Origin of the sequence: Actinomadura rugatobispora (assembly GCF_042656285.1) — a bacterium.
Classification (GTDB): Bacteria; Actinomycetota; Actinomycetes; order Streptosporangiales; family Streptosporangiaceae; genus Spirillospora; species Spirillospora rugatobispora.
In genome coordinates this window covers 21034-45306 of the sequence record NZ_JBHSON010000015.1, presented here as the reverse complement: position 1 = coordinate 45306, position 24273 = coordinate 21034, and the positions used below count along the sequence as shown (strand labels likewise).

Sequence of the window (24273 nt, the reverse complement as noted above, 5' to 3'; positions counted from 1 at the left end):
GCGTCGTCGAACGCCACACCCCTTTCCCGCCCTGGCAATAGTGGAGGCTGCACAGTGGACACGTACTCGGTCGCGGCGCAAGAGCTGTACCTGAGCTTCGACGGGCGAGGCGACACCTCGTGGCGGATCAGCAAGCCGCTGCCCGGCGAGTCCAACGCCTACGACATCGAACTGCTCGGCCTCACCGCGCTCGAGCCCGGCCAGCCGAGCCCTGACTCGCCGGGGCTGCGCTACCGGCGGACGGTGCGCCCGACTCAGGGCCGGCTCTCGAACCGCCCGACGGCGGGACTGATGATCACGCTGCTCGATGCCAGGGATCGCCACGACGCCGACGCCGTGCAGTCCCTGCGCGACTGGGCGGACTTCGTCCACATCCCGCCGCTCGCCACGAGCGGGACGCCGGGTCTGACACTGATCAGCCCGTACGACGTCGTCGGGGAGGGGCCCCTGTACCTGCACCTCCTGGAGTTCGACTGCGATCCGGACGACGGATCGAAGGCGATGACCAAGCGAGTGTCCGGGCAGCTCGACAAGCCGCAGCTCGGTGCCTTTCTCAACCATCCGCAGAAGGCGCGCGCGTTCGGCGCCACCTTCGTTCCGCGGTGACGGCGTCCTTGAGGTCCGGCGGCACAAGAACCAGCTTCGCAAGCCAGGTGGGACCGGTGAAGCGATCCGTCCCGCTCCGAGTTAGGACAGGGTCATGAGCAGCACCACCCGAACCGGTACGGCGTCCGACGCGGGCGCGCCGATCGAGCAGTTGGCACCGATCCCGGAACGGGTGCTGGCCTTTCTGTCCGACGGCGTCAAGCCCCTCTTCATCGACGGCGAATGGGCCGAGGCGGCCTCGGGCGAGACGTTCGAGTCGGTCAACCCCTCGACCGGTGAGGTCCTCGCCCGGGTCGCGGCCGGCGGCGCCGCGGACGTGGACCGTGCGGTCGCCGCGGCGCGGCGGGCGCTGGAGGGTCCGTGGAGCCGGACGACGCCGGCGCAGCGCCAGGCTCTGATGTGGCGGCTCGCCGACGCGCTGGTCGACCACGCCGAAGAGCTGCGGTTCCTCGAGGTGCTCGACATGGGCTCGCCGATCGGGCCGGATCCGCGCACCCGGGTCGAGACCTGTGCCGAGGTGCTGCGGTACTTCGCCGGCGCGGCGACGAAGATCCATGGCGAGACGATCCCGAACTCGATCGGGCCGGACGTCTTCTCGTACACGGTGCGCGAACCGGTCGGCGTCGTGGCCGCGGTCGTACCGTGGAACGGTCCGATCTCCAACGCGCTCTGGAAGATCGCGCCGGTTCTCGCCACCGGCTGCACGATGGTGCTGAAGCCGGCCGAGCAGGCGCCGCTCGTCGCCGTGAAGCTCGCCGAGATCATGCAGGAGGCCGGCCTGCCGGACGGCGTGGTGAACGTCGTCAACGGCTTCGGCGAGTCGGCCGGCGCCGCACTGGTGAACCACCCCGGCGTGGACAAGGTCTGCTTCACCGGGTCGACGGCGACCGGGCAGTCGATCGTGCGGGCCTCCGCCGGCAACCTCAAGCGGGTCACGCTGGAACTCGGCGGAAAGTCCCCCGACATCGTCTTCGCCGACGCCGACCTCGACCGGGCCTTCCCCGCCGCCGCCATGGGCGTCTTCTGGAACTCCGGCCAGGCCTGCGTCGCCGGCAGCCGCGTGTACGTCGAGCGGCCGATCTACGAGCAGGCCGTTGAGACGATCAGCCGCTTCGCCGCGGAGCTCAGGGTCGGCGACAGCCTCGACCCGGCGACCCAGATCGGCCCGGTCGTGTCGGCCGAGCAACTCGAGAGGGTGACCGGCTACATCCGTATCGGTCAGGAGGAGGGCGCGCACGTGGCCGTGGGCGGGCGTCGGTTGACCGCGGGCACGCTCGGGAGCGGCTACTTCGTGGCCCCGACCGTGCTGTCCGACACGGCCGACCACATGCGCGTGGCCCGTGAGGAGATCTTCGGCCCGGTGATGTGCGTGCTGCCGTTCGACGACGTCGACGAGGTGCTCGCCCGCGCGAACGACACCGAGTTCGGGCTCGGGAGCGGGGTGTGGACCCGGGACCTCGGCAGAGCGCACCGGGTCATCGCCCGCCTGCAGGCGGGCACGGTGTGGGTGAACACGTACCTGCTCGGCGACCCGGCGGTGCCGTTCGGCGGGTACAAGATGAGCGGCTGGGGCCGGGAGAACGGCATGGCGGCGCTCGAGGGCTACCTGAACACGAAGTCCGTGTTCATCGACGGCCGGCCCTGACGAGTATCGGCCGCGTCCTGCGGCGGACCACGCGGTGCCGGATCGCCCGCGCCGGTGTATGGGAGACTTCCGGCGATGACGTCGCCCAGACAGCCGACCGGCCGGCGGCGGCTGCCCACCGGCGAGCGCCGCGCCCAGCTCGTGGACATCGCCAGCCGCCTGTTCCGTGAGCGCGGCTACCACCATGTCGGCATGCGGGACATCGCGGACGCCGCGGACATCAAATCCGCTTCCCTCTACCACCATTTCCGGTCGAAGACCGATCTGCTCCAGGCCATCGTCGAGTCGGTCTCCGAGGACCTGATCGCGTCGCAGGAGCCGTTCGCGCGAGCGGCTCGCGACGAGGGGCGATCCGGCGGCGAGCTCCTGGCGGCCCTCCTGCGCAGGCAGATCGTCTACCTCTGTGAGCACGCCGACGCCCTCTGGGTGGCCGATCGGGAGATCAACTCGCTGCCGTCCGAGGTCATCGCGAAGGTCCAGCGCTCGCGGCGTCGCTACCAGCGAACGATCGCCGCACTGATCGCCGACGGCGTGCGCACGGGCGAACTGCGGTCCAGTGCGCCGGACCTCGTCGCGTTCGCGGCGCTGGACATGGTGAACGGCCTGAGCCGGTGGTATCGGCCGGAGCGCGGCCGCTCCCTGGAGAACGTGGCCGACGGCTACGTCGCCTTGATCATCAAGGACCTGCTCGGCGGCCGGCTCGAGCCGGGGGGATGACGGCCCGGTCAGAGGAGCGACATGCCGCCGTCGATCACCAGCATGCTGCCGGTGATCCATGAGCTGCTCGGGGCGGAGAGGAACAGGGCTGCGGCCGCCACGTCCGCGGGCTCCCCGATCCGGCCGAGCGGGGTCTTCGAGCGGACCTCGGCCTCGTGTTCCTCCCAGAGAACGCGCGCCATGTCCGTGCGGACGATTCCCGGGGCGATGCTGTTGACGCGGACGCGCGGCGCCAGCTCGACGGCAAGTTGCCGGGTGAGATGCAGAAGCGCGGCCTTGGTGGCGTTGTAGTAGCCCAGGCCGGGCTCGGTGACCAGGCCGCCGATCGACGCGACGTTCACGACGGCGCCCCCGCCCGTACGCCCGAGCCCGGCCGCCACGGCCGCCTGGGTCCAGAGCAGCGGAGCGGCCTGGTTCGCCTCCGCGGTCACCGCGAGCTGTTCGGCCGAGATCTCGAGCAGGGATCCGAAGAACGGGTTCACGGCCGCGTTGTTGACGAGGATGTCGATCCCCCCGAATCGCTCCACCGCGAGCCGCATGGTGCGCTCCGGAGCATCGGGGTCCCGGACACTGGCCGCGTACCAGGCGGCCCGCTCGCCCAGCTCGGCCGCCGCCGCCCGCAACGACTCCTCGCGCCGGGAAACGATCACGACGTTGGCTCCGGCGGCCGCGTAGCGAGCCGCGATCGCCTTGCCGATGCCCCGGGAACCGCCGGTCACGACGGCGGTACGACCTTCGAGTGACTCGATCACAGCTTCTCCTTCGAGATGCCTGGACAGCCCGGCGCCCGAAGCATAACCTAACCGCCGTTAGGTTAGTAGCCCGCTATACAGCGCGAGGACGGAATGGATCTGACACCGTCGGCCCGCAGCGCGGAACTGCGCGGCCGGTTGATCGAGTTCATGGACCGATGGGTGTACCCGGCGGAGGCCGCCTTCGACGACCAGTGGAGGGGGACCGGCGCCTACCCGCCGGTCATGGAGGAGCTGAAGACGCGGGCGCGGTCCGCCGGCCTCTGGAACCTGTTCCACCCGCATCCGGACGAGGGGGCGGGGCTGACCAACCTCGACTACGCGCCCCTGGCCGAGATCATGGGCCGGTCGCTGATCGCCTCCGAGGCGTTCAACTGCAGCGCGCCGGACACCGGGAACATGGAACTGCTGTCCATGTTCGGCACGCCGGAGCAGAAGGACCGCTGGCTGCGCCCGCTTCTCGACGGGACGGTCCGCTCGGCGTTCGCCATGACCGAGCCCGACGTCGCATCGAGCGATGCGACGAACATCGCCACCCGCATCGTGCGCGCCGGCGACGAATACGTCGTGCGGGGCCGGAAGTGGTGGGTGACCGGCGCCGGTCACCCCGCCTGCGCGTTCTTCATCGTCATGGGCAAGACCGATCCGGGCGCCGGGCGGCACCGGCAGCAGTCGCAGATCATCGTGCCGGTCGACGCCGAGGGCGTGCGGATCGTCCGGCCGCTGCCACTCCTGGGGTACTGGGACCCGGAGACCCACTGCGAGGTCGAGTTCGACGACGTCCGGGTACCGGCCGCGAACCTGATCGGGGCGCCGGGTGACGGCTTCGCCATCGGCCAGGCGCGGCTCGGGCCGGGGCGGATCCACCACTGCATGCGATCCGTCGGCGCGGCGGAGCGCGCTCTGGAACTGATGTGCCGCCGCGCGCTCGCCCGGGAGACGTTCGGCAGCCCGCTCGCCACGCGCGCGAACATCGGGGACTGGATCGCCGAGGCCAGGCTGGAGATCGACATGCTGCGGCTCCTGGCCCTGCGCGCCGCCTGGCTGATGGACACGGTCGGGAACCAGGCCGCGGCCGTGGAGATCTCCGAGATCAAGATCGCTGCGCCGTCGATCGCCGGCCGGATCATCGACCGGGCCATGCAGGTGCACGGGGCCGCCGGAATGAGCGATGACTACCCGCTCGCCCGGCACTATGCGGTGCAGCGGGCGCTGCGGTTCGCGGACGGGCCGGACGAGGTGCACAAGATGGCGCTGGCGCGCGGCGAACTGCGCAAGTACGCGACGGTGAGCTGATCGTGGCTGCGCCCGGCCCGCGGGTCGGCTCGCCGGAATGGAGCCGGCGCCTGGCGGCCTGGATGAGTCGACAGGGGTGCGCCGGCTCGACCCCCACCGGCCTCCGGCGGATCGACGGAGGCACGCAGAACCTCCTGATCAGGTTCCTGTTCGGCGAGTCCGAGTACGTCCTGCGCCAGCCGCCGCGGCCGGTCGCCGGCGGGCCGGGAATGATCGGGCGGGAAGCCCGGGTCCTCGGCGCGCTGGCCCGGACGGAGGTGCCGCACGCGAGGCTGGTGGGAGCCGAGACCGAATCCCGCGTGCTCGGCGGGCCGTTCCTGGTGACGGCCTTCGTCGCGGGCTTCAACGCCGTCGCCGAACTTCCGGGGCCTGTTCGTGACAGCCCGGCCGCGCAGCGCGGAATCGCGCTCGCGGCCGGGGAGGCCGTGGCGGGGCTCGCGATGGTGGATCCGGCCGCCGTGGGGCTGTCTGATCTCGGCAGAAGTGCCGATTGGGCGCAGCGACAGGTCGCTCGCTGGACGCGCACGCTGGACGGCTACCGCGGAATCGGCGGATACCGGGCGGATTCGCTGGCCGCCGCGTCCGCCGTCCACGCGAGGCTCACGCGCCGCTACCCGCGCGAGCAGCGGTTCGGGCTGCTGCACGGCGACCTGCACTTCGGCAACATGCTCGTCGCGGCCGATGGGCGCCGCATCGCCGCGATCGTCGACTGGGAACTCGCCACGCTCGGCGACGTGCGGCTCGACCTCGCGCATCTCGTCGTCAGCTGGCCCGGGACGCTGACCTCCTGGCCGCCGGCAGCCGGCTGGACTTGTACGGACAGCACCGACGCCGTCGATCGCTACGCTGAGCTGGCCCCGCAGGGGCTCGAGGACTTCCCGTGGTTTCGCTGCCTGGCCGCCTACCGGATGGCGGTGCTCCTGGAAGGCAGCTTGGCCCGCAGTCTCGAGGGAACCGGTGATCCGCGCACCGGGCGGCGCCTGCATGCGATAGCCGAGGAGCTGCTCGACCGCGCTCTCGACGCTGCCCCGTGACAGCGGCGCCGGATGGGGGCATCATGTACTCCAGGATTCCAACTGGTACGTACAAGTTGAGTTTCTCGATCGCCCTGGGCGGATGGCTCCAGGGCGTCGTCCGGTGGTCGACGGCAGGTCCGCCGACCGGACCAGAAGGGCATGGTGTGGAGAAGAGGCACGAAAGCGCATCGCCGTGAGCACCGGTTCCTTCGAGGGCAAGGCGGTGCTCGTCACAGGTGGCGGTAGCGGCATCGGCCAGGCCGCCGCCCGGCAGTTCGCCGCCGCGGGTGCCGACGTGCTCGTCGCGGACGTGGACGACGCCGGTGCGAGATCCACCGTCGAGAGCATCCGCTCCGCCGGTGGATCCGCTGACCACCAGTGCGCCGATGTCTCGGACGAAGCGCAGGTGGAGGCGCTGGTGGCCCGAGCGGTCGACCGGTTCGGCGGCCTGGACTGCGCGTTCAACAACGCCGGTGTCAGCGCGCCCCGTACGCCCCTCGCGGAGATGAGCGTGTCGGAGTGGGACCGGCTGATCCGCGTCAACCTCACCAGCGTCTTCCTGTGCATGCGGGCCGAGCTGCGGCACATGACCGCGCACGGCGGGGGCGCCATCGTCAACACGGCATCGACGGCCGGCCTGCGGCCGCCACCGGGAGTCGGCGCATACGCGGCGTCCAAGCACGGCGTCGTCGGTCTCACCAAGACCGCGGCCGGGGAGCACGCGGGAGGCCCGGTGCGCGTCAACGCGATCTGCCCGGGCGGCACCGATACGCCGCTGCTGCGGGCGTCGATCGGTCGCGACGCCGACGTGGGCGCGCGGTGGGCGTCGCGACCGATGTCGACCGCGGACGACGTGGCCGCCGCCGCCCTGTGGCTGTGCTCGGATGCGGCGCGTTCGGTGTCGGGCGTCGCGCTGGTCGTCGACCGCGGCGCGATGTTCGCCTGACGGCCGTGAACAGGGATCGGCTCGGAACCCGTTGAGCCTTGCGCCGGTGGCCCCGCTAAGATTAACTATCACTGTTCATTATTGGTCGGCGGTGAGCGGCGGACCGCGCGGACCGCGGTGGCGACCGGCCGCGTCATGGGCCGCCGAGCGCGAGGAGACCCAGCACATGAGGACGGACAAGGACGGCGGCCGGCAGATCCGGCTGCTGATGCAGGGCAAGAAGGCCGACACGTTCGAGACGATCCAGCGGGCCCTCGATCCGGAGATGTTCGAATGGACCGAGGAGTTTAACTTCGGGGCGGTATGGACGCGCCCCGGCCTGGACTTCGACACCCGGATCCTGATCGCCATCACGGCGCTCGCCGTGCAGAACGGCCCCATCCGCAACTACCTGCACGGGGCGATCCAGGCCGGCATCGACCCGAAGCGGATCCACGAGGCGCTCGTGATGCTCACGCCCTACGCCGGATTCTCCACGGCGATGGACGCGCTGCAGGTCTGGGGCGACGTCGTGCGCTCGGAGCGCCGGCGGGGAACGGTCGTCGACTGCCCGGTGACCGACCTCGACATCGAGTACAAGAAGCCGACCTGACCGAGCTAGCGCAGGTGGAGCCACATGCGAATCGGAAACCTTGGCGGCCGCGCCGTTCTCGTTCGGGAGGACGGGGCGATCGACATCGCGACGAGCTCGAACGGGGCGTTCGGGCCCGACCCGCAGCAGATCTACGAAAGCTGGCCGGAGTTCCGCCGGTGGGCCCCACGGGCGAAGGGGACCCCGACGCCCGTCGACCCCGGACGCCTCGGCCCTCCGGTGCCGCGACCGCGGCAGATCTTCGCCATCGGCTTCAACTACCTGGACCACTCGGACGAGGCCGGCACCGAGGTGCCGCGGCATCCGACGGTGTTCACGAAGTTCTCGTCGTCCCTCACCGGGCCGTACGCGACCGTCGCCCTGTCCTCCGGCATGCTGCCCGACTGGGAGGTCGAACTCGTCGTGGTGATCGGCACCGGCGGCCGCGACATCCCCGTCCGGTCGGCGTGGGAGCACGTCGCCGGGGTCACGGTGGGACAGGACCTGTCGGACCGCAGGTTGCAGATGCGCAAGCCGGCACCGCCCCAGTACTCGCTCGGCAAGTCGTGGCCCGGATTCGGTCCGATCGGCCCGTACGTCGTGACGCCCGACGAACTCGCCGACCCTGACGATCTCGCCATCGAGTGCCTGCTCGGCGAGGAGCGGGTCCAGGCGAGCCGGACGAGCACGTTGCTGTTCCCGGTGCCCGAGCTGATCGCCCGGCTCTCGCGGACGCTGACGCTGTTCGGCGGGGACCTCATCTTCACCGGCACGCCTTCCGGGGTGGGCGCGTTCCGCACGCCGCCCCGGTGGCTGCGGCCGGGCGACGTGCTGACCTCCACCGTCGAGGGCGTCGGCGCGATCGTCACCACGTTCGTCGAGGACTCCGACGCCGGTCCGGGCGAGCGACGGGTCGCCGGGGAAGCCTCCGCCGCCGGCGCGGGGCGGGAGTGACGGCCATGCCCGACGACACAGCCGGCCAGGCCCTCACCAGGCTGCCGCGTTCCGGGCCGATGCGCGCTCCCAACCACCGCGCGTTCGCACGCCGCACGAGCCGCGACACTGACGGCGACGTCAGCCGCGTCCTCGGAAAGCTGGAAGCGACCGGCCAGAATTACACGGTCCTCCAGGTGCTCGCCAACGCGTCCGTCCTGTTCCGGCCCTTCGTTCTCCTCTCGGACGCGCTGAACAACCATTCGGTGATCCCACCGGACGTCCGGGAGGCGGTGATCCTCCTGCTGGCCGCGCGAGACGAGGTGCAGTACGAATGGGCCGAACACGTGCCGATGGCCAGGGAGGCCGGCCTCACCGACTCCCAGATCGCCGCCCTGGCGTGCGCCTCGCCCACGCCGCCGGACCTGTTCAGCGCCGCGCAACTGGCTGCGCTCGCCCTCACGGAGGAACTGTCGCGCGGCACGGGAGTCGCCGCCGACACCTGGCAGCGCGTCAGCGGGGAGTGGGGGGAGGCCGGCGCTCTCGAACTGGTCGCCATCGTCGGCTGGTGGGGCGGGTTCGTCAGGACCATGCTCGACGCCCTGGGGCTCGTCCATCCCGATGACGGCCGTCCGGGTCGGAGGCCGCGATCATGAGCGGCGCGATGCTGGCCGGGCTGCGCGTCATCGACATGACCACGGGAATCGCCGGACCGATGGCGACCCGCCTGATGGCCGAGTACGGCGCGGACGTGATCAAGGTCGAGCCCCCGGGCGGGGACCCGTTCCGAGACGCCTCCCTGTTCGCCACCGCCAATCGCGGCAAGCGCGGGATCACCCTCGACCTGCGCTCCGTGCCGGACCGGGCCCGCCTGGCCGGCCTCCTCGCGACCACGGACGTCCTGGTGCACGGACTGCGTCCGGCCAAGGCGGCCGAGCTCGGTCTGGACGACGAGACGCTCACGACCCGCTTCCCGCGCCTCGTCGTCTCCGCCGTGCTCGGTTACCCGGCTCTGCACCCCGACGCCGACCGGCCGGGCTACGACATCCTCGTCCAGGCGCGGTCGGGCGCGATGGACGAGCTCACCGGAGACCGCGCCGGCCCGATCTTCATGCGCCTGCCGCTTCCCAGTTGGATGACCACGCACCTGGTCACCGCCGGAGTGCTGGCCCGGCTCATCGCGCGCGACGCCAACGGCCGCGGCGGGTGTGCCCACACGAGCCTGCTCCAGGGCATGCTGGCGGCTCTCATGCCGGTGTGGAACCGCGCCGAGCGGCCGAGCGCCGCTCTCGCCGAGAAGATCCCGCTGACCCGAGGCGGCGAGGGGATGCTCCGCTGCATGTTCCAGTGCGCCGACGGCGAGTGGATGCAGATCGCGACACTGACGGGATACACCGAGCACCCGCTCGTCATCGAGACGATGCTCGAAGCGGGTCACGACTTCATCGCCGTGGAGGGCTGGGCACCGACCGATGATCAACTGGCGGTGTACCGGGACGTCTTCCGCCGCCGGCCGCGTGCCGAGTGGATCCGGGCCTTCGACGAGGGGGACGTGCCGGTCGGGGCGGTCGAGCCGCTCGGCTCGGTGTTCTCGGATCCGCAGGCGATCGCGAACGGATACGTCGCCGATGTCACCGATCCGGTGTGGGGCCGGGTCAGGCAGGCCGCCGCGCCCTTCGGCGTGGATCCGCCGGCGACGGTGCACGGTCCCGCTCCGCGACTCGGTGAGCACGACGGAGTCGCTCTGGGCGAGCCGCCGCCCCGGAGGCCGCGGGCGCCGGGCGGGAGGCCCGTCCGCCGGCCGCTCGAGGGAGTCCGCGTCCTTGACCTCGGGATGTACGTCGCGGGTCCGAGCGGGCCGCTGCTGCTCGCCGATCTCGGCGCCGACGTCATCAAGGTCGAGCCCGCCCGCGGCGGCGACCGGGTCCGGAACTTCGAGACCCTGTACGTCGGTGTGAACCGCGGGAAGCGCTCGCTCGCCATCGACCTGACGGACGAGCGCAGCCAGCCGGTGCTGGAGCGGCTCATCAAGTCCGCGGACATCGTGCACCACAACCTTCGGCTGCGTGCGGCGACCAGGCTCGGTCTCGACCACGAGACCGTGCGCGCGGTGAACCCGCGCGCGGTGCTCTGCCACGTGAGCGCGTACGGGCACACCGGTGAGAAGAAGGACTGGCCCGGCTACGACCCCACGGCCTCGGCCGCGTCGGGATGGGCCCTCGAATCGGGCTCCCGGACCGGCCGGCCGGTCTGGTACCGCTTCGGAGTGTGGGACGTGCAGTCCGGGATGGCATCGGTGATGCCCGCCTTGATGGCTCTGCTGCGCCGCAACGTCACGGGGGAGGGGGCGTTCGTCTCGGTGTCGATGCTCGGCATCGCGGCGCTCACCAACAGCTCGACCATGCTCCTGGAGGACGGGCGGCTCGCCGCGTACCCGAGGGTCGACGACGAGCAGACCGGTCTCGGTCCCGGCTACCGCATCTACCGGTTGGCGGGCGACGACTGGGTCGCGGTGTGCGCGTTCCGGGACGGCGACCGTGCCGCCCTGCGCCGCATCGCGCGGGTGGACACCGACGAGCAGCTGGCGGCCGCGCTCGCCGATCGGGACGCCGAGTGGTTCGTCAAGAAACTGGACGACGCCGGCGTCCCGGCCGAACACGTCGTGCGCGATCACGAGCAGGAGTTCTTCGACGCCGAGGCCCGCGCGGGCGGGCTCGCGACCAGCTACCGGCACGCGGAGTACGGCCGGCTCGAGCAACCTGGGGCGCTGTGGGAGTTCCGCGACCTCGACCTTCGGCTCGACGTCCCGCCGGCCGTCGTCGGGCAGCACACGGACGAGATCCTCGGTGAACTCGGCTACTCGCACGAGGAGATCGAGGAACTGGCGGTCGCGGGCCTCGTACACCGATGGCCCGGGACGGCGATGGAGGAGACCACCGCGGACGAGCCGCCGCGGACCGGACCAGATGGAGGAACGGCATGACCAGCGGCCCTTCGGCCCACGACGATCGCGAGGCGATCGAACGCACGATCACCCTGTACAGCCACCTCGTGGACTTCGGACGCTACGACGAGTGGGGCGACCTGTTCACCGAGGACGCCGAAGCCGCGACGGTCGGTGGCGTCCAGGTGTGGGGCGACGGGTCGCCCCTGCCGACTCCCCGCGGACGCCAGGCCATCGTGGACTTCGTGCGCGGCAACGTCGAACCGATGCGCGAGAAGGGAGTCCACCTGATGCACGTGCCGGGCAAGCCGGTCATCGAGCTGGACGGGGACGGCGCCCGCGCATGGTGGACCTACATGGTCGTGGCGACCACGGCCGATTCGATCAACGTCGCGGCGACCGGCCGCTACCACACCGAGCTGGTCCGGGGCGGCGACGGCCACTGGCGATTCCGCGTGCGAACCTGCGTGGAGACCGGCGGCCCGCTCCCCGAGGGCGCGCTGCGTGAACCGCCGAGCCACTGACCACCCGATGCCGGGCGTGATTCCGGGGAGGCCGGGATGAGGTGGGTGACGCGATCGCACCTGCACCTCGACCGTGTCGCGACGTCGTGGCTCATCCGCCGGTTCATCGATCCCGACGCGTCGTTCGAGTTCGTGGGATGGGCTCCGGAGACCGAGCTGCCCGAAGGGGCGGTCCCGTTCGGAGTGCCCGGCGTGGAGCTGGGCGCGCACGACGAACACGGCACGACGTTCGAGAAGGTGATGCGCGCGTTCGAACTCGACGACCGCGCGCTGTGCGAAACGGCGGCGATCGTGGCGGCGGGGGTGCGCCGGGCGTTGCGGATCGATCCTCCGGACGGTCAGCAGCCCGCTCATGCCGCGTTGGGCAGGGCCCTGGACGGGCTCGGTACCGGTCTGGGCGTGTTCAACAGCGACGAGGACATCATCCGCATCTCGACGCCGCTGTACGACTCGCTCTACGTCCTGTGCCAGCTGAGGGTACTGAGCCGCGCGGACCAGAAGGCCGCTCCGCGCGATCCGGCCGGCGGCCGGGCGTACTGGCGCGCCCGTCTGATGGATCCCGCCGCGGCGGCCGTTCCGACCGAGATGACCAGCGAAGACAGTATGAGTCCGCCGGCCGATGCCGCGGGCGGGCGCCGGCTTGGCAAGGAGCCTTGATGACAAACTCGATCGATCAGGGTCTGTACGACGCCTGTCCGTACCCGTACTACGAGCGGCTGCGTTCCGAGCCCGTCCGTGAGCAGCCGGGCATCGGCTACGTGGTCTCGCGCTACGAGGACGTCCTGATGGTGTTGCGGAACTCGGACACGTTCTCGGCCGCGTTCAACCCCGGGTTCGCCTCGTCCCGGCTGACGCTGAACGAGCGGCCGCGGTCGGTCGACACGATCATGGCGGAGGGCTATCCGGAGTGCCCGGCTCTCGCGCACACCGACGGCGAGACCCACAAACGTCACCGCGGCTTCGTCAACCGCGCGTTCACGCCCCGCCAGGTGGCCAAGATCGAGCCGGTGATCCGTGCGGTCGCGAACGACTGCATCGATCACTTCGTCGACCGCGGAAGGGTGGAGTTGCTGAGCGAGTTCAGCGGCCCGCTTCCGCTCACCATGATCAGCGACGCGCTGGGCCTGCCCCGCGAAGACCTCCCGTTGTTCAGGGAATGGACCGAGGCGCTCCAAGGCATCAGGGCGCGCGTGGTGCCCGAGGCCGAGTTCGTCGAACGTGCGCACAAGTGGGTCGCGTTTCAGCGCTACTTCGGCGCGGTCGTCGAAGACCGCCTCGCCGACCCCCGCGACGACCTCGCCTCAGCGATCCTGCAGGCGGGCAACGCCGGTGAGACCCCGCTCGAGTCGGGCGAGCTGATGAACATCTTCGCCCAGCTGATCCTGGGCGGGAACGAGACGGCCGCCAGCACCTTCAACTCGGGGATGCTCACCCTGGCCCGCGACGCCGGGGCACAGGAGCGGCTTCGCGACGACCCCGCGCTGATCCCGAATTTCGTCGAGGAGGTGCTGCGCCGGGACTCGCCGGTGCTGGGCATCCCGCGGATCGCCACCGCGGACACCCGCATCGGCGAGGTCGACATCCCGGCAGGATCACGCCTGCTCGTGCTGTTCGGTTCCGCCAATCGCGACGACTCGGTCTTTCCCCGTCCCGACGACGTCGAGCCGGAGCGGGAGAACGCCCGCTCGCATCTCGCCTTCGGCAACGGGAGCCACTTCTGCGTGGGCGCCCCGCTGGCACGCGCCGAGCTGCGCATCGGGTTCGAGCAGCTGCTGTCCCGGCTCGGCCCGTTCAGCCTGGCGCCCGGGTTCGAACCCAACTACATCGGCGGTCCGCTGGGCCATCGCCTCGAGCGCCTGGACCTGCGGTTCACGCCCGGCGGACACCGATGAACCCGCTCGGCCCGCCGGCCAAGGAAGGAAGGACGCCATGGCTCCTCCGCTGAAATTCGCGCACGTCGTCTACCGCACCAACGACCTGCCGCGGCTGCGGCACTGGTACCTGACGACGCTGGACGCGTCCGTCGCCTTCGAGAACGACTTCATCTGCTTCCTGACCTATGACGACGAGCATCACCGCGTCGCCATCGTCAACGACCGGAGGTTCGTGCCACCGGGCCGGCCGCGCGCCGTCGACCACGTCGCGTACACCCGCCGCGACCTGCGCGATCTGCTCGACACGCACGACCGGCTGAAGGCGGTGGGCATCGAGCCGTACTGGACGGTCAACCACGGACCCACGACGTCCTTCTACTACCGGGACCCGGACGGGAACGGCGTGGAGTTCCAGGTCGACAACTACGCGCGGAGGGAGGAGCTGCACCGGTTCTTCCGCTCGCGGTACTTCGAGGACAACCCGATCGGCGTCGACGTCGACGTCGACGACCTGCGTGTCCGGCTCGACGGCGGCGAGCCGATCGAGTCGCTCCTGTTGCGCGCCGACGTGGCGGCCGCGGCCGAGTAGGACGGCCGGACACGACAGCCGCCGGCACAGCCGCGAAGGGCTCTGGCAGAAGGAGGGAAATGAAGATCGAGATGACGGACGCGTGGTGCGAGGCGCACGGCCTGTGCGCCGGCGTCGATGCGGAGCTGTTCCCGCTCGATGACGAGGGCTACAGCGCCGTCGGCGACGGGAGAGCGGTGCCGGCGGGCAAGGAGGAGGTCGCGGGCCGGGGTGTGAGTGCCTGTCCCGTTCGGGCACTGCGGACCATTTCATAATCCGGCGCGGCGGATCACCGGAAGGCCACGAAGGGTTGTCATGGGTATCGAACTGCTGCTGGACATGGCCGTGGACGGATACGGGGAGCGCGTCGCGATCGGATCGCACGACGACGGCTCGAGCTACGTCGACCTCGGGGCGCTGAGCCGAGGCGCGGCGACCGTCGCAGCCGAGCACGGCGCCACCCACGTGGCGACCGTCGCCGTCATGGGGCCGCTCCTGCCGATCGTCCTGTTCGGCGGTTCGTACGCCGGCGTGCCGGCCGTACCACTGAACTACCGGCTCTCGACTCCGGCGCTGGACGAACTGCTCGCCACGCTCGAGCGGCCGCTCGTCATCGCCGACGCGGACTTCGCCGAGGCGCTGCGACGACCCGGGCGCGTCGTGCTCACCACCGAGGAGTTCCTGGCGGAGGCACTGGCTGCTGAACCGGCCGGCCCGGCTTGCCCGGCCGACGACGATCCGGCCGTTCTGCTGTTCACCAGCGGTACGACGAGCAGGCCGAAGTGCGTCGTCCTGACGCATGCCAATCTCGTCTCCTATGTTCTGGGCACGGTGGAATTCGCCGGCGCGGGCATCGACGAGAGCCAACTGGTGACCGTGCCGCCGTACCACATCGCGGGTGTCGCGTCGGCGCTCACCAGTACCTACAGCGGCCGCCGGGTCGTCCATCTCCCGCGGTTCTCGCCGGTCGGCTGGCTGACCACCGTCCGGCGCGAGTCCGTCACCTCCGCCATGGTCGTCCCGACGATGCTCGCCCGGATCGTGGACCACCTGGACGGCGGGCTCGCCGACGCGCCCAGCCTGCGGGCCCTCGCCTACGGCGGGGCGCGGATGCCCACTCCCGTTCTGGAACGCGCACTCCATGCCTTTCCCGAGGTGGATTTCACGAACGCGTACGGACTGACCGAGACATCGTCGACGATCGCCGTGCTCGGCCCCGAGGATCATCGCCGGGCGATCGCGGCGACCGAGCCCCGGACGCGCGCACGACTGGGCAGTGCGGGCCGCGCGGTGGCGGGCGTGGAGATCGGCGTCCGCGATGCCGGCGGAAACCTGCTGGCGCCCGGGGCGGTGGGGGAGATCGTGGTTCGCGGCCCGCAGGTGTCGGGAGCCTACGTCGGGATCGGGAGCGTCCTCGATTCCGACGGCTGGTTCGCCACCCGCGATCGGGGACGGCTCGACGAGGACGGCTATCTCTACGTCGACGGGCGGAGCGACGATGTCATCATCCGCGGCGGCGAGAACATCGCGCCCGCCGAGGTAGAGGACGCCTTGGCGCGGATGCCGGGCGTGCGGGACTGCGCCGTGTTCGGCCTGCCCGACGACGAGTGGGGTGAGCGGCTGGCAGCGGCCGTCGTCGCCGAACCCGGGCAGGCGCCCACGACGGACGAGGTGAGGTCCTACCTGCGTGCTCGGCTGCGTGGCTCGCGGACCCCAGACGATGTCTTCATCGTCGACGCACTGCCGTACAGCGCCACTGGCAAACTCTTGCGCCGCCACCTCGTCGCGGACTTCGCCCGGCCCGCTGCAGGGTGAGCGCGCGACCGCCGCGTGCCGGCGGAGATGGTCTGGGCCCGGACGCCGCCCAAGCGCCCAGGCGTTGACCCGGGCACTCAGGCGAATTCGGATGGAAAAGCCCTTACAGGAGGTCGAGGCCGGCGCGGACGATGCTGTCGGTGTCGATCCCGTGGTGGCGGTAGACGTCGTCGATGGTTCCGGATTGGCCGAACCGGGTGACGCCGAGCGAGGTGGTGGGCGTCTGGTTGACGGTGGCCAGAAAAGCCAGGGTGTGCGGGTGGCCGTCCAGGACGGTGACCAGCGGCGTGGCCCGCGACGCAGGGAAGGCCTGGTCGAGGATCCAGCTCGGGCCCTCCTGCCGGCCTTGCCGCGCCTGCAGTGCCGTGAAGAGCAGGCCGGGGCTGGTCACGCATACGACGTCGGTCTCGACGTCCGCCTGCGCCAGCCGTTCGGCCGCGGCGAGCGCCTCGGGTATCAGCGCGCCCATCACGGCGATGGTGACCTTGGGGTGCTCGGCGCGCCGCAGCGGGTAAGCCCCGGCGACGACCTGCCGCCGGCGGCGTTCCCTGGCCGCCGGGTCGGCCGGTACGGCGGCCAGGGTCTGGTCGACCGGCCGGGTGGACAACCTCAGGTAGGCCGAGCTTCCGCCGGGTCTGCCGAGGCGGGCGAGGCTGGCCAGCAGCGTCCATTCGAGGTCGATCGCGAAGGCGGGTTCGTAGCTGATGCAACCGGGTTGTTCGATGCCGATGGAGGGAGTGGTGATCGATTGATGTGCGCCGCCCTCGGGTGCGAGGGTCACTCCGGAGGGGGTGCCGACCAGGATCGACTGGCCGCCGGCGTAGATGCCGAACGACCACGGTTCCAGGGCGCGTCCGACGAACGGGTCGTACATCACGCCGATCGGCAGCAGCGGCTGCCCCCACCGGCTCCACGTCGCCCCGAGCTCGCCGAGCAGGCCGACCAGGTTGGTCTCGGCGATGCCGAGCTCGATGTGCTGGCCGGAGGGCTTCTCCCGCCAATGCAGGATCGTCTCGGCGTCGTCGGCGAACCAGTCCACCCGCTCGCGGGCCGACCAGACCCCGACCTTGTTGACCCAGCCGCCCAGGTTGGTGCTGGAGCTGACGTCCGGGCTGACCGTCACCACCCGCCGGGCCGCCTGCGGCGCCTGGCGGCTCAGGTCCATCAACACCCGGCCCAGGGCCGCCTGGGTCGTCGCGGTTCCGGCCGGGGTACGGCCGATGTCCGTCGGCAGCTCAGGCGGCGGCTGCGGCGACACGTCCGGGCGGCGCAGCCACCGGGACCTGGCCGCACATGCTCGTTCGGCGGCGCTGCCGGCGGCGAACTGCTTCCACGGGTGTTCGAGGTCCGTGCCGAGCCTGCCCGCCAGCTCCCGCATCTGCTCGGTGGTCAGCAGCGAGGAGTGGTTCTGCGGATGGCCGCGGGAGGGGAGGCCGTGGCCCTTCACCGTGTACGCGAAGATCACTGTTGGCCGGGTGTCGTCGATCGAGGCGTACGCCTGATCGAGCGCGCTCAGGTCGTGGCCGCCGAGGTCGCCGATGGCCGCCATCAGGGTCGCGTCGTCCAGGCCGGCCACCAGTGCGCTGATCGGCTCGCGCCCCGCCCCCTGCCCGGGCAGCCGCTGCCGCAACTGGTCGGCGGTGCAGCGCAGCAGGCGCTGGTATTCGGGGTTGGGCATCCGATCGATGCGGGTGCGCAGAGCGTCCCCGCCGGGGCGGCCGAACAGCTCCTCCAGCAGCCGGCCGTACTTCAGGGTGAGCACCTGCCAGCCGGCCGCGGCGAACATCCCCTGCAGGCGATCGGCGGCGATGTCGGGCACCACCCGGTCCAGCGATTGGCGGTTGAGATCGACGATCCACACGATCTCGCCGAGTTCGGCGGTGCCGGGGTCGAGGACCGCCTCCCAAACCGCGCCCTCGTCCAACTCGGCGTCACCGAGCAGCGAGTACTGCCGGCCGGTGCCGGCGCCGCCGGTGGTGTGCTCGACGTAGCGGCGGGCCAGCGCACCCCAGATCGGGGCGGTGGCACCGATCCCCACCGACCCGGTCGAGTAGTCCACCGGATCGGGGTCTTTGGACCGGCTGGGGTAGCTCTGCAGCCCGCCGAACGCCCGCAACGTCGTCAGGTACGACTCGTCCAGTTCGCCCAGCAGGTAGTTGATCGCGTGCAGCACCGGTGAGGCGTGCGGCTTCACCGAGACCCGGTCCTCGGGCTTGAGATGCCGGAACCACAACGAGGTCATGATCGACACCATCGACGCGGACGAGGCCTGGTGACCCCCCACCTTCAGACCGGACGGATTCGGCCGCACCCGGTTCGCGTGATGGATGGTCGCCGTCGACAACCACAGCACGCGACGCTCGATGTCCCGCAGGACATCCAGAGGGGCGGCTTCAGGTTGCGGCGGGGCGGGTGCGGTACCGGTCATCGGTGAATCCTTCGGCGAGGTGACGACGCTCCATATGTGCACTAGTCGCGACCGATGGCATCACAGAGGAATCGAATGCACAATAATCATCGTCAAAGTTCAGCAGAATGCACGTCTGGCATCATCGCATTCCTTCGGAAGTGAGCATTGTGCAAAACCATGAGCGGATCAGCCCGACCGACGCCCGCCTGCTCCTCGCCCTGATCGACCGTCCCCGGGCCACCACCATCGCGCTGGCGGAGCACGCCGGGCTGTCCCGCAACACCGTGCAGACCAGGCTGGCCAGGCTCGAACAGGACCGCGGACTCGCCTCCTTCGATCGCCGGATCGATCCCAAGGCCCTCGGTTATCCGCTGACCGCCTACGTCACCACCCAGGTCACCCAGCACAGGCTGGACAAGGTCGCCGCGGCCCTGGCCGCGATCCCGGAGGTGCTCCAGGTGCAGGGAGTCAGCGGGCCGATCGATCTGCTCGTGCACGTCGTCGCCGCGGACGCCGACGATCTCTATCGCATCGCCGGCCAGATCCTGGCCATCCCCGGGGTCGAGCGCACCAACACCTCCCTGGTCATGCGCGAACTCGTCGGATATCGCATCACCCCCCTGCTCGCCCGAATCACCGAGCCCGAATGAACCCGACCTCCGGTCGAGCGTCTGACCAGGCACTCCGAGGAGCGCGACCTCATGATCCGCGCCTGGCCGTCCATCCCGGGGAACCGCTGACCGCAGCGTCGTTGACGCGGTGGAGTTCCTGCGGGCCGTGCCCGGGCGAAGGCGGCGTTCGTATGAAGCGGTCCCGGCCGGCCGACGAGACCGGCAGGACACGCGGACCCGCGAGCCGGCGGCCGACCACAATGGCCTCGTGCGAGCCGACGCGATCAATGCCCTGTCAGGGTGATGTAGCCGGCGAGAAGCCTGTCGGGTCCTTCGATCGCGCTCTATCCGAGCTGGCCGCCCATGGCGTGGACACCGCCGTCGACGTGGATGATCTCGGCCGTCGTGGCGGGGAACCAGTCGGACAGCAGAGCGACCATGGCCTTCGCGGTGGGGACGACGTCGGTGATATCCCAGCCGAGCGGTGCCGACTGGTCCCAACCGTCGGTGATGCCATCGAAGCCCGGGATGGACGTTGCGGCCATGGTGCGGATCGGGCCGGCGGCGACCAGGTTGCACCGGATCTTCTGCCGGCCCAGGTAGCGGGCCAGGTAGCGGTTGCAGGACTCCAGACCGGCTTTGGCGACGCCCATCCAGTCGTAGACGGGCCAGGCCGCGCGGGCGTCGAAGGTGAGACCGACGATCGAACCGCCCTCCTTCATCAACGGCAGGCACGCCATGGCCAGTGACTTGAGGGAGTAGGCGGAGATATGCACGGCGGTGGCCACGTCCTCCCACGTGGTGTTGAGGAAGTTGCCACCGAGCGCGTCCTGCGGGGCGAAGCTGATGGAGTGGACGACGCCGTCGATCCGGTCCCAGCCATGGGCGCGCAGTTGTGCTTCCAGGCCGCTCAGGTGCTCGTCATCGGTCACGTCGAGCTTGATGACCGGCGGCACGTCGTCGGGACCGGACGGCAGTCGTTTGGCGATGCGCTCGGTGAGGGTCGGACGGGGAAACGCGGTGAGGATGAGGTTCGCGCCCTGTTCCTGCGCGTACTTCGCGGTGTGGAAGGCGATCGAGGCTTCGGTGAGGACGCCCGTCACCAGAATGTTCTTGCCTTCGAGAATGCCCATGAACGTCCTACTCCAAGTCCAGCGTTGAGGGGAACCACGGTCCCGGCCAGGGATACGCCGCCTCGTCGCGCCGGGAAGGTGGTCACCTCCACGGCGACCCTGCCGAGGCTTCGCGTGTCGCGAGGCTATCGATGCGTATCGAGGCTGTCATGTGCGGGGAAAAACAAGATTGCGGATCGATCTTTGTGCTCGGGCATTCTGAAGTATCCGCCTCTGGGGCGCTATTGCGGTCCGGCCGGGGCGAGAGGTGGAGTGGCTCCCTGGCGAGGGTTTGTGACCCGGTATTCGAATTGCCTGCCGCACTGGCCCATGCGCTGCCATCGAGCCCTGGTTCGCCGCACCGGACGACTCGGCCCCGTGATGTGTCACATCAGCTTTCGCGGAGGCCCTAGGTGCCCATCGCCTTCGCCGCCGCCGATGCGCTGCGCGAGCGGCGTGAGCCCATGACCTGGTCCTGCGGCTCGGCGCCGCATCGGAGGTCCGCTGCCCCTGCCTTATCGACCGCGCCGTCCAGCATGTCGGGCCGCCACTTGAAGTAGTGGACGGCCGCCAGCAACTCGCGGAGAGTATGTGCTCAGGCTGCTCCGAGCCAGCCGGGGCGAAACGCATCTCAGCGGCCTGACATGCCGCCGGTGGCGAGGTGACCCGGTCCCTGGCAGGCCGCGATCGCCGCTGGTAACTGGATCAGTCGACTGCCGGCGGCCGAGTTTGAAGACCTGGTCGACCTGTACGGGTGCCCGGGGCGATGCAGGAGTGACAGCAAACGCGGCCGGTTGCGTCGAAGATTGGTGTAACAACGGTTTGTAGTGGGCGACCGATAGCCATCGATTTGAGCGCGGAAGAAGTGTTTACCGTCAACGGCGAACTCGACTGTAAAGTCGGCGAGTCCATCAGGGGCAGGCGCGTTGGCCTCGGGCCAGTTCAGCGACCCGCTCCCAGTCCGTATTTCTTCCACGTCGAGCCGTGCTCGTTCCCATCAGTGCACTCCATCCCGCCCATGCTCGCTATCGCTAGCCCCCGTGCCGTGGCGCAGATCAGGTCGCTGCTAGCCGTCGCTGCGGTATCACCACGCGCAACGCTCCACGACGCGCAAGCCGGAACAACTGGAAAAGCGTCGTACCGAGTGCGTACAGGCGGGTGCGGTGGTCGACGTTCTGGCCCAGGACCTGCGCGGGCGCCGTCACTGCTGGGAGTGATGTCAGGCGGTCAGGCGCTGGACGAGGTTGGTGCGCATGTCCGGGCGACTGGCCGCTACCAGGGTGAAGGCGGCTTCCCGGACCAGACGCTGTGCGTGCTGGCCGATCAGGATGGCGGAACTGCCGACACCGGCCACCAGCGCCCCCGTGGCTCGCAGGGCGAGTTCCGCGGCGGCGGCTCTGGCCGACGTCAGAAGTGAGGGGTCGCCCATCCCGGCGTCGAGTGCCGAGCGCGCCTCGTCGAGGCGGGCGGACAGCGCCGTGGCGGCTTCGGTGTGCCCGGTCTCACCGAGCAGGCGAATCGCCCTGTCTGCGATGCCGCAGGCCACGCAGCCGTTGAGGCGCGACCCGAAGGCTTGGAAGGACAGGAATTCTGCGTACGGGCTGCTTCCGGTCACCCGATCCGAGGGCAGCGGATAGCCGTCGAAGGAAAGTCGGACGGTGTTGGTGGCCTGGCCGGCGACAAGCCGGGTCGGTTCGGCCGTGAGCCCGTGGCCCGGGGCGGCGTCGATCAGACCGGAGACGACGGTGCCGGGCTCACCGGAATCGAGGTCGCGGCCGGACACCTGGAGCAGGTCGATCACACCCCAGCCGCTGACGAACGGAGCCTCCCCGTCCAGCACATAGCCGCCGTCGACGGCGCGTGCCCGCAGTTTCGGCGGGTTCGGCAGAACGCCGGCGAAGGCGACCCCGCTGCGGACGCGACCGGCCACCATGTCCTCGAAGAAGCGATCGCGCAGCGCCGTGTTGCCGGTTCCGCTCAGGTTGAGCACGGCGCCGTTGTGCTGCATCCAGGTGAACGTGGTCGACAGGCAGCCGCCGGACAGCGCCTCCAGGATCTCCACGACCTCCCCGAAGCCCAGTTCCTGCGCGCCGACGGCGACGGCGAGCCCGTAGAAGCCCTCGCGGGCGAGCAGATCCCAGTGCCCGTCGGGCACCTTCCCGGTCTCGTCCACCGTGTTGGCGGCGGGGAAGAGCACCTCGTCGGCGATCTCGCGGGCTCGCCGGACGATCGGGTGCACGCCTTTCCGCGTCTCAGTCATAAGGTTAGGCTAACCTAATTACTACGCCGAGTCGGCGTGAAGAACATGTTTCTCCGGCGCTCGGCCGTCATCACGCGACGCCGTCTCGAACGATGCCGGGCCAACGGCGCTGATCATGTGGTCCACCCATGCAACGGCGCGAAGGCGCGCTCTCGGTCTGCGATGCCCGGTCCACCTGTAGGGAGTCCTCAGCCTTGAGCTTTGCTCCCGATGGCGACACCGCCCTGCCTTCGGCCTGCGATATTGCGGGGCTGATCCTGGCGACGGATACGCGGCTGCGGCCTCGGATCGTCGGCCCGCGGCAATCCGGCACCCCGATATATCGGGGAATGTGACGCGTAGGCCATAGAGGGCCCAGGGCCCCTCGGCGCGCTTCGGGTGGCGTGGCACGCATGCTGGTGCGGCATTATGTTCCGGACGTCGGATTCATCGGTTGGAGGGCACGATGGACCCAGAGCCTCGCTCGGCGAAAGGCCGCCGCACTCGCGCGCGCCTCGTCGCGGCCGGCAAGGCCGTGTTCGAGCGTGAGGGCTTCCGGCAGGCGCGGATCACCGATATCACCGCCGAGGCCAAGGTGGCGCACGGGTCCTTCTACCACTACTTCGATTCCAAAGAATCGCTCTTTCGCGAGATCGCCGAGGAAGTCGAAGTGCGCCTGGTGTCCATGGACGACATCCCAGAGGACCTGCCCGAGAACGCCGGGCCCATCGACCGCATCCGCGCAGCCAACAGGGCCTACCTGACGGCGTACCGGAAGGAGGCCCGCATCATGCGGGTGATCGAGGAGGTCAGCCGGTACAACGACGAGGTCCGCAGGGTGCGGTCCAAACGCGACGACTACCTGGCGGCCCGGCTCGAGTCGGCGATCAAGCGGCTGCAGGCGGCGGGGCTGGCCGACGAACGCATCGACGAGAGGTGCGCCGCCATGGCCCTCGGCGGCATGGTCGCGAAGTTCGCGGAGATGGTGTTCGTCGGCGACGCGCGTTACGACATGAACGCGGCGGTTGAGCAACTCACGCTCCTGTGGGCCAATGCGCTGGGCCTGAGCCCCACCCCCGACCGGGAGCTTGCGGCCGGCTGACCCTCGTCCCTTTCTCCTCCACCCGTTCGTTGGTGTCGTCGGCTCGCGCGTCACCAGTGAGGCTTGGCGCGCCATCTCGTCACCTGGGCGTCCGCGGGAACGCGCGTATTCGGCCGATGCGATCGCGACGGTCGCGATCTCACCGATCCCCGTGCCGTCGTCAGTCTCTGGACCGTGCTGAACGACGAGGCGGCGTCGCCGGAGTCCCATCGGCGACCGGGATCTGCCTCTACTCCATGCCGGACTCGCCGGGGTTGATTCAGCCCCAGAGCCTTCACCGCCGTAAGCGACATAAATCGACTCCGACGTCAGGATCGATATCTCCAGGTAGTAGACCGCGTGGTCCTGCTCGTCGCCCCGCGACTCCCTGACTCGTCGTTGCCGCCCGGAGGGGGTGGCTGCCCGGTCGTGCCGTGTGGGCTTTGAGAGCCTTCAGCCTGGTGCGATCGCCCGTGGCCGTGGTGGGTTGCTCGAGCGCCGACTCGGAGGGTGGGCGGTGCCGGCGTCGGGATCCGATGGGCGTGCGAGGCAGGATTTCCACTATTGACCTCGATGTCGAAACATACTTTGATTGCGGCCAGTGCCGGATGGC

At 70.2% G+C, this 24273-nt stretch carries 23 protein-coding genes; 18 read left to right on the top strand and 5 right to left on the bottom strand.

The annotated features are described in order from the left end of the window. Window positions 1-54: 54 nt before the first annotated feature. The 3 genes from ACFPZN_RS13205 (at window position 55) to ACFPZN_RS13195 (ending at window position 2968) form a co-directional block, all read left to right on the top strand. Window positions 55-606, top strand: coding sequence for a hypothetical protein (locus ACFPZN_RS13205; RefSeq protein WP_378282194.1), 552 nt, complete (start codon window positions 55-57; stop codon window positions 604-606). Window positions 607-700: 94 nt separating this feature from the next. Beyond that, window positions 701-2251 carry an aldehyde dehydrogenase family protein gene (locus ACFPZN_RS13200; RefSeq protein WP_378282193.1) on the top strand — a complete coding sequence of 517 codons (1551 nt, stop codon included), beginning with the start codon at window positions 701-703 and terminating at the stop codon, window positions 2249-2251. Window positions 2252-2326: 75 nt separating this feature from the next. Then, window positions 2327-2968, top strand: coding sequence for a TetR/AcrR family transcriptional regulator (locus tag ACFPZN_RS13195; protein ID WP_378282192.1), 642 nt, complete (start codon window positions 2327-2329; stop codon window positions 2966-2968). Between the two features lie 8 nt (window positions 2969-2976). Here ACFPZN_RS13195 and ACFPZN_RS13190 read toward each other — a convergent pair whose 3' ends face one another. Continuing rightward, window positions 2977-3720 (bottom strand): SDR family oxidoreductase, encoded by a 744-nt coding sequence (locus ACFPZN_RS13190; protein WP_378282191.1) that lies wholly within the window; start codon window positions 3718-3720, stop codon window positions 2977-2979. 93 nt (window positions 3721-3813) lie between these two features. Between ACFPZN_RS13190 and ACFPZN_RS13185 the strand changes: the two genes are divergently transcribed. From ACFPZN_RS13185 to ACFPZN_RS13125, 13 genes are all read left to right on the top strand, one after another. Further along, entirely contained in the window at window positions 3814-5016 is a 1203-nt protein-coding gene (locus tag ACFPZN_RS13185; RefSeq protein ID WP_378282190.1) for an acyl-CoA dehydrogenase family protein, read from the top strand. A 2-nt stretch (window positions 5017-5018) separates the two neighbouring features. After that, window positions 5019-6050: a phosphotransferase family protein gene (locus ACFPZN_RS13180; protein WP_378282189.1), complete on the top strand. Its 1032-nt coding sequence runs from the start codon at window positions 5019-5021 to the stop codon at window positions 6048-6050. A 175-nt stretch (window positions 6051-6225) separates the two neighbouring features. Then, window positions 6226-6978, top strand: coding sequence for an SDR family NAD(P)-dependent oxidoreductase (locus ACFPZN_RS13175; RefSeq protein ID WP_378282188.1), 753 nt, complete (start codon window positions 6226-6228; stop codon window positions 6976-6978). A 166-nt stretch (window positions 6979-7144) separates the two neighbouring features. Next, the gene (locus ACFPZN_RS13170; RefSeq protein WP_378282187.1) at window positions 7145-7570 is read left to right on the top strand and encodes a carboxymuconolactone decarboxylase family protein; all 426 of its coding nucleotides are present in this window, start codon (window positions 7145-7147) and stop codon (window positions 7568-7570) included. A gap of 24 nt (window positions 7571-7594) precedes the next feature. Next, entirely contained in the window at window positions 7595-8503 is a 909-nt protein-coding gene (locus ACFPZN_RS13165; RefSeq protein ID WP_378282186.1) for a fumarylacetoacetate hydrolase family protein, read from the top strand. Between the two features lie 5 nt (window positions 8504-8508). Next, entirely contained in the window at window positions 8509-9138 is a 630-nt protein-coding gene (locus tag ACFPZN_RS13160) for a carboxymuconolactone decarboxylase family protein (RefSeq protein ID WP_378282185.1), read from the top strand. Next, entirely contained in the window at window positions 9135-11465 is a 2331-nt protein-coding gene (locus ACFPZN_RS13155; RefSeq protein ID WP_378282184.1) for a CaiB/BaiF CoA transferase family protein, read from the top strand. The genes ACFPZN_RS13160 and ACFPZN_RS13155 overlap by 4 nt, the downstream gene beginning before the upstream one ends. Beyond that, window positions 11462-11950: a nuclear transport factor 2 family protein gene (locus tag ACFPZN_RS13150; RefSeq protein WP_378282183.1), complete on the top strand. Its 489-nt coding sequence runs from the start codon at window positions 11462-11464 to the stop codon at window positions 11948-11950. Before ACFPZN_RS13155 ends, ACFPZN_RS13150 begins: the two co-directional genes overlap by 4 nt. Before the next feature lie 36 nt (window positions 11951-11986). Further along, window positions 11987-12607 carry a chromate resistance protein ChrB domain-containing protein gene (locus tag ACFPZN_RS13145; protein WP_378282182.1) on the top strand — a complete coding sequence of 207 codons (621 nt, stop codon included), beginning with the start codon at window positions 11987-11989 and terminating at the stop codon, window positions 12605-12607. Continuing rightward, window positions 12607-13842 carry a cytochrome P450 gene (locus ACFPZN_RS13140; protein ID WP_378282181.1) on the top strand — a complete coding sequence of 412 codons (1236 nt, stop codon included), beginning with the start codon at window positions 12607-12609 and terminating at the stop codon, window positions 13840-13842. Before ACFPZN_RS13145 ends, ACFPZN_RS13140 begins: the two co-directional genes overlap by 1 nt. Before the next feature lie 37 nt (window positions 13843-13879). Beyond that, on the top strand, window positions 13880-14413 hold the full coding sequence (locus tag ACFPZN_RS13135) for a VOC family protein (RefSeq protein WP_378282180.1): 534 nt from the start codon (window positions 13880-13882) through the stop codon (window positions 14411-14413). Window positions 14414-14472: 59 nt separating this feature from the next. After that, window positions 14473-14667: a ferredoxin gene (locus ACFPZN_RS13130; protein WP_378282179.1), complete on the top strand. Its 195-nt coding sequence runs from the start codon at window positions 14473-14475 to the stop codon at window positions 14665-14667. 40 nt (window positions 14668-14707) lie between these two features. After that, window positions 14708-16207 (top strand): class I adenylate-forming enzyme family protein, encoded by a 1500-nt coding sequence (locus tag ACFPZN_RS13125; RefSeq protein WP_378282178.1) that lies wholly within the window; start codon window positions 14708-14710, stop codon window positions 16205-16207. Window positions 16208-16310: 103 nt separating this feature from the next. Here ACFPZN_RS13125 and ACFPZN_RS13120 read toward each other — a convergent pair whose 3' ends face one another. Further along, window positions 16311-18635 (bottom strand): transketolase-like TK C-terminal-containing protein, encoded by a 2325-nt coding sequence (locus tag ACFPZN_RS13120; RefSeq protein WP_378282177.1) that lies wholly within the window; start codon window positions 18633-18635, stop codon window positions 16311-16313. A 140-nt stretch (window positions 18636-18775) separates the two neighbouring features. Here ACFPZN_RS13120 and ACFPZN_RS13115 point away from each other — a divergent pair, with 140 nt between their 5' ends. After that, the gene (locus ACFPZN_RS13115; protein ID WP_378282176.1) at window positions 18776-19267 is read left to right on the top strand and encodes an Lrp/AsnC family transcriptional regulator; all 492 of its coding nucleotides are present in this window, start codon (window positions 18776-18778) and stop codon (window positions 19265-19267) included. Between the two features lie 305 nt (window positions 19268-19572). On the opposite strand, the gene fabI is transcribed toward ACFPZN_RS13115, so the two are convergent. From fabI to ACFPZN_RS13100, 3 genes are all read right to left on the bottom strand, one after another. Beyond that, a complete protein-coding gene (gene fabI / locus ACFPZN_RS13110; RefSeq protein ID WP_378282175.1) occupies window positions 19573-20361 on the bottom strand; it encodes an enoyl-ACP reductase FabI in 789 nt (262 codons plus the stop codon). 388 nt (window positions 20362-20749) lie between these two features. After that, window positions 20750-20917 carry a hypothetical protein gene (locus tag ACFPZN_RS13105; RefSeq protein ID WP_378282174.1) on the bottom strand — a complete coding sequence of 56 codons (168 nt, stop codon included), beginning with the start codon at window positions 20915-20917 and terminating at the stop codon, window positions 20750-20752. Window positions 20918-21559: 642 nt separating this feature from the next. Beyond that, window positions 21560-22600 (bottom strand): acyl-CoA dehydrogenase family protein, encoded by a 1041-nt coding sequence (locus tag ACFPZN_RS13100; protein ID WP_378282173.1) that lies wholly within the window; start codon window positions 22598-22600, stop codon window positions 21560-21562. 445 nt (window positions 22601-23045) lie between these two features. On the opposite strand from ACFPZN_RS13100, the gene ACFPZN_RS13095 reads away from it, so the two are divergent. Continuing rightward, the gene (locus ACFPZN_RS13095; RefSeq protein ID WP_378282172.1) at window positions 23046-23681 is read left to right on the top strand and encodes a TetR/AcrR family transcriptional regulator; all 636 of its coding nucleotides are present in this window, start codon (window positions 23046-23048) and stop codon (window positions 23679-23681) included. The last annotated feature ends 592 nt before the right edge of the window (window positions 23682-24273 follow it).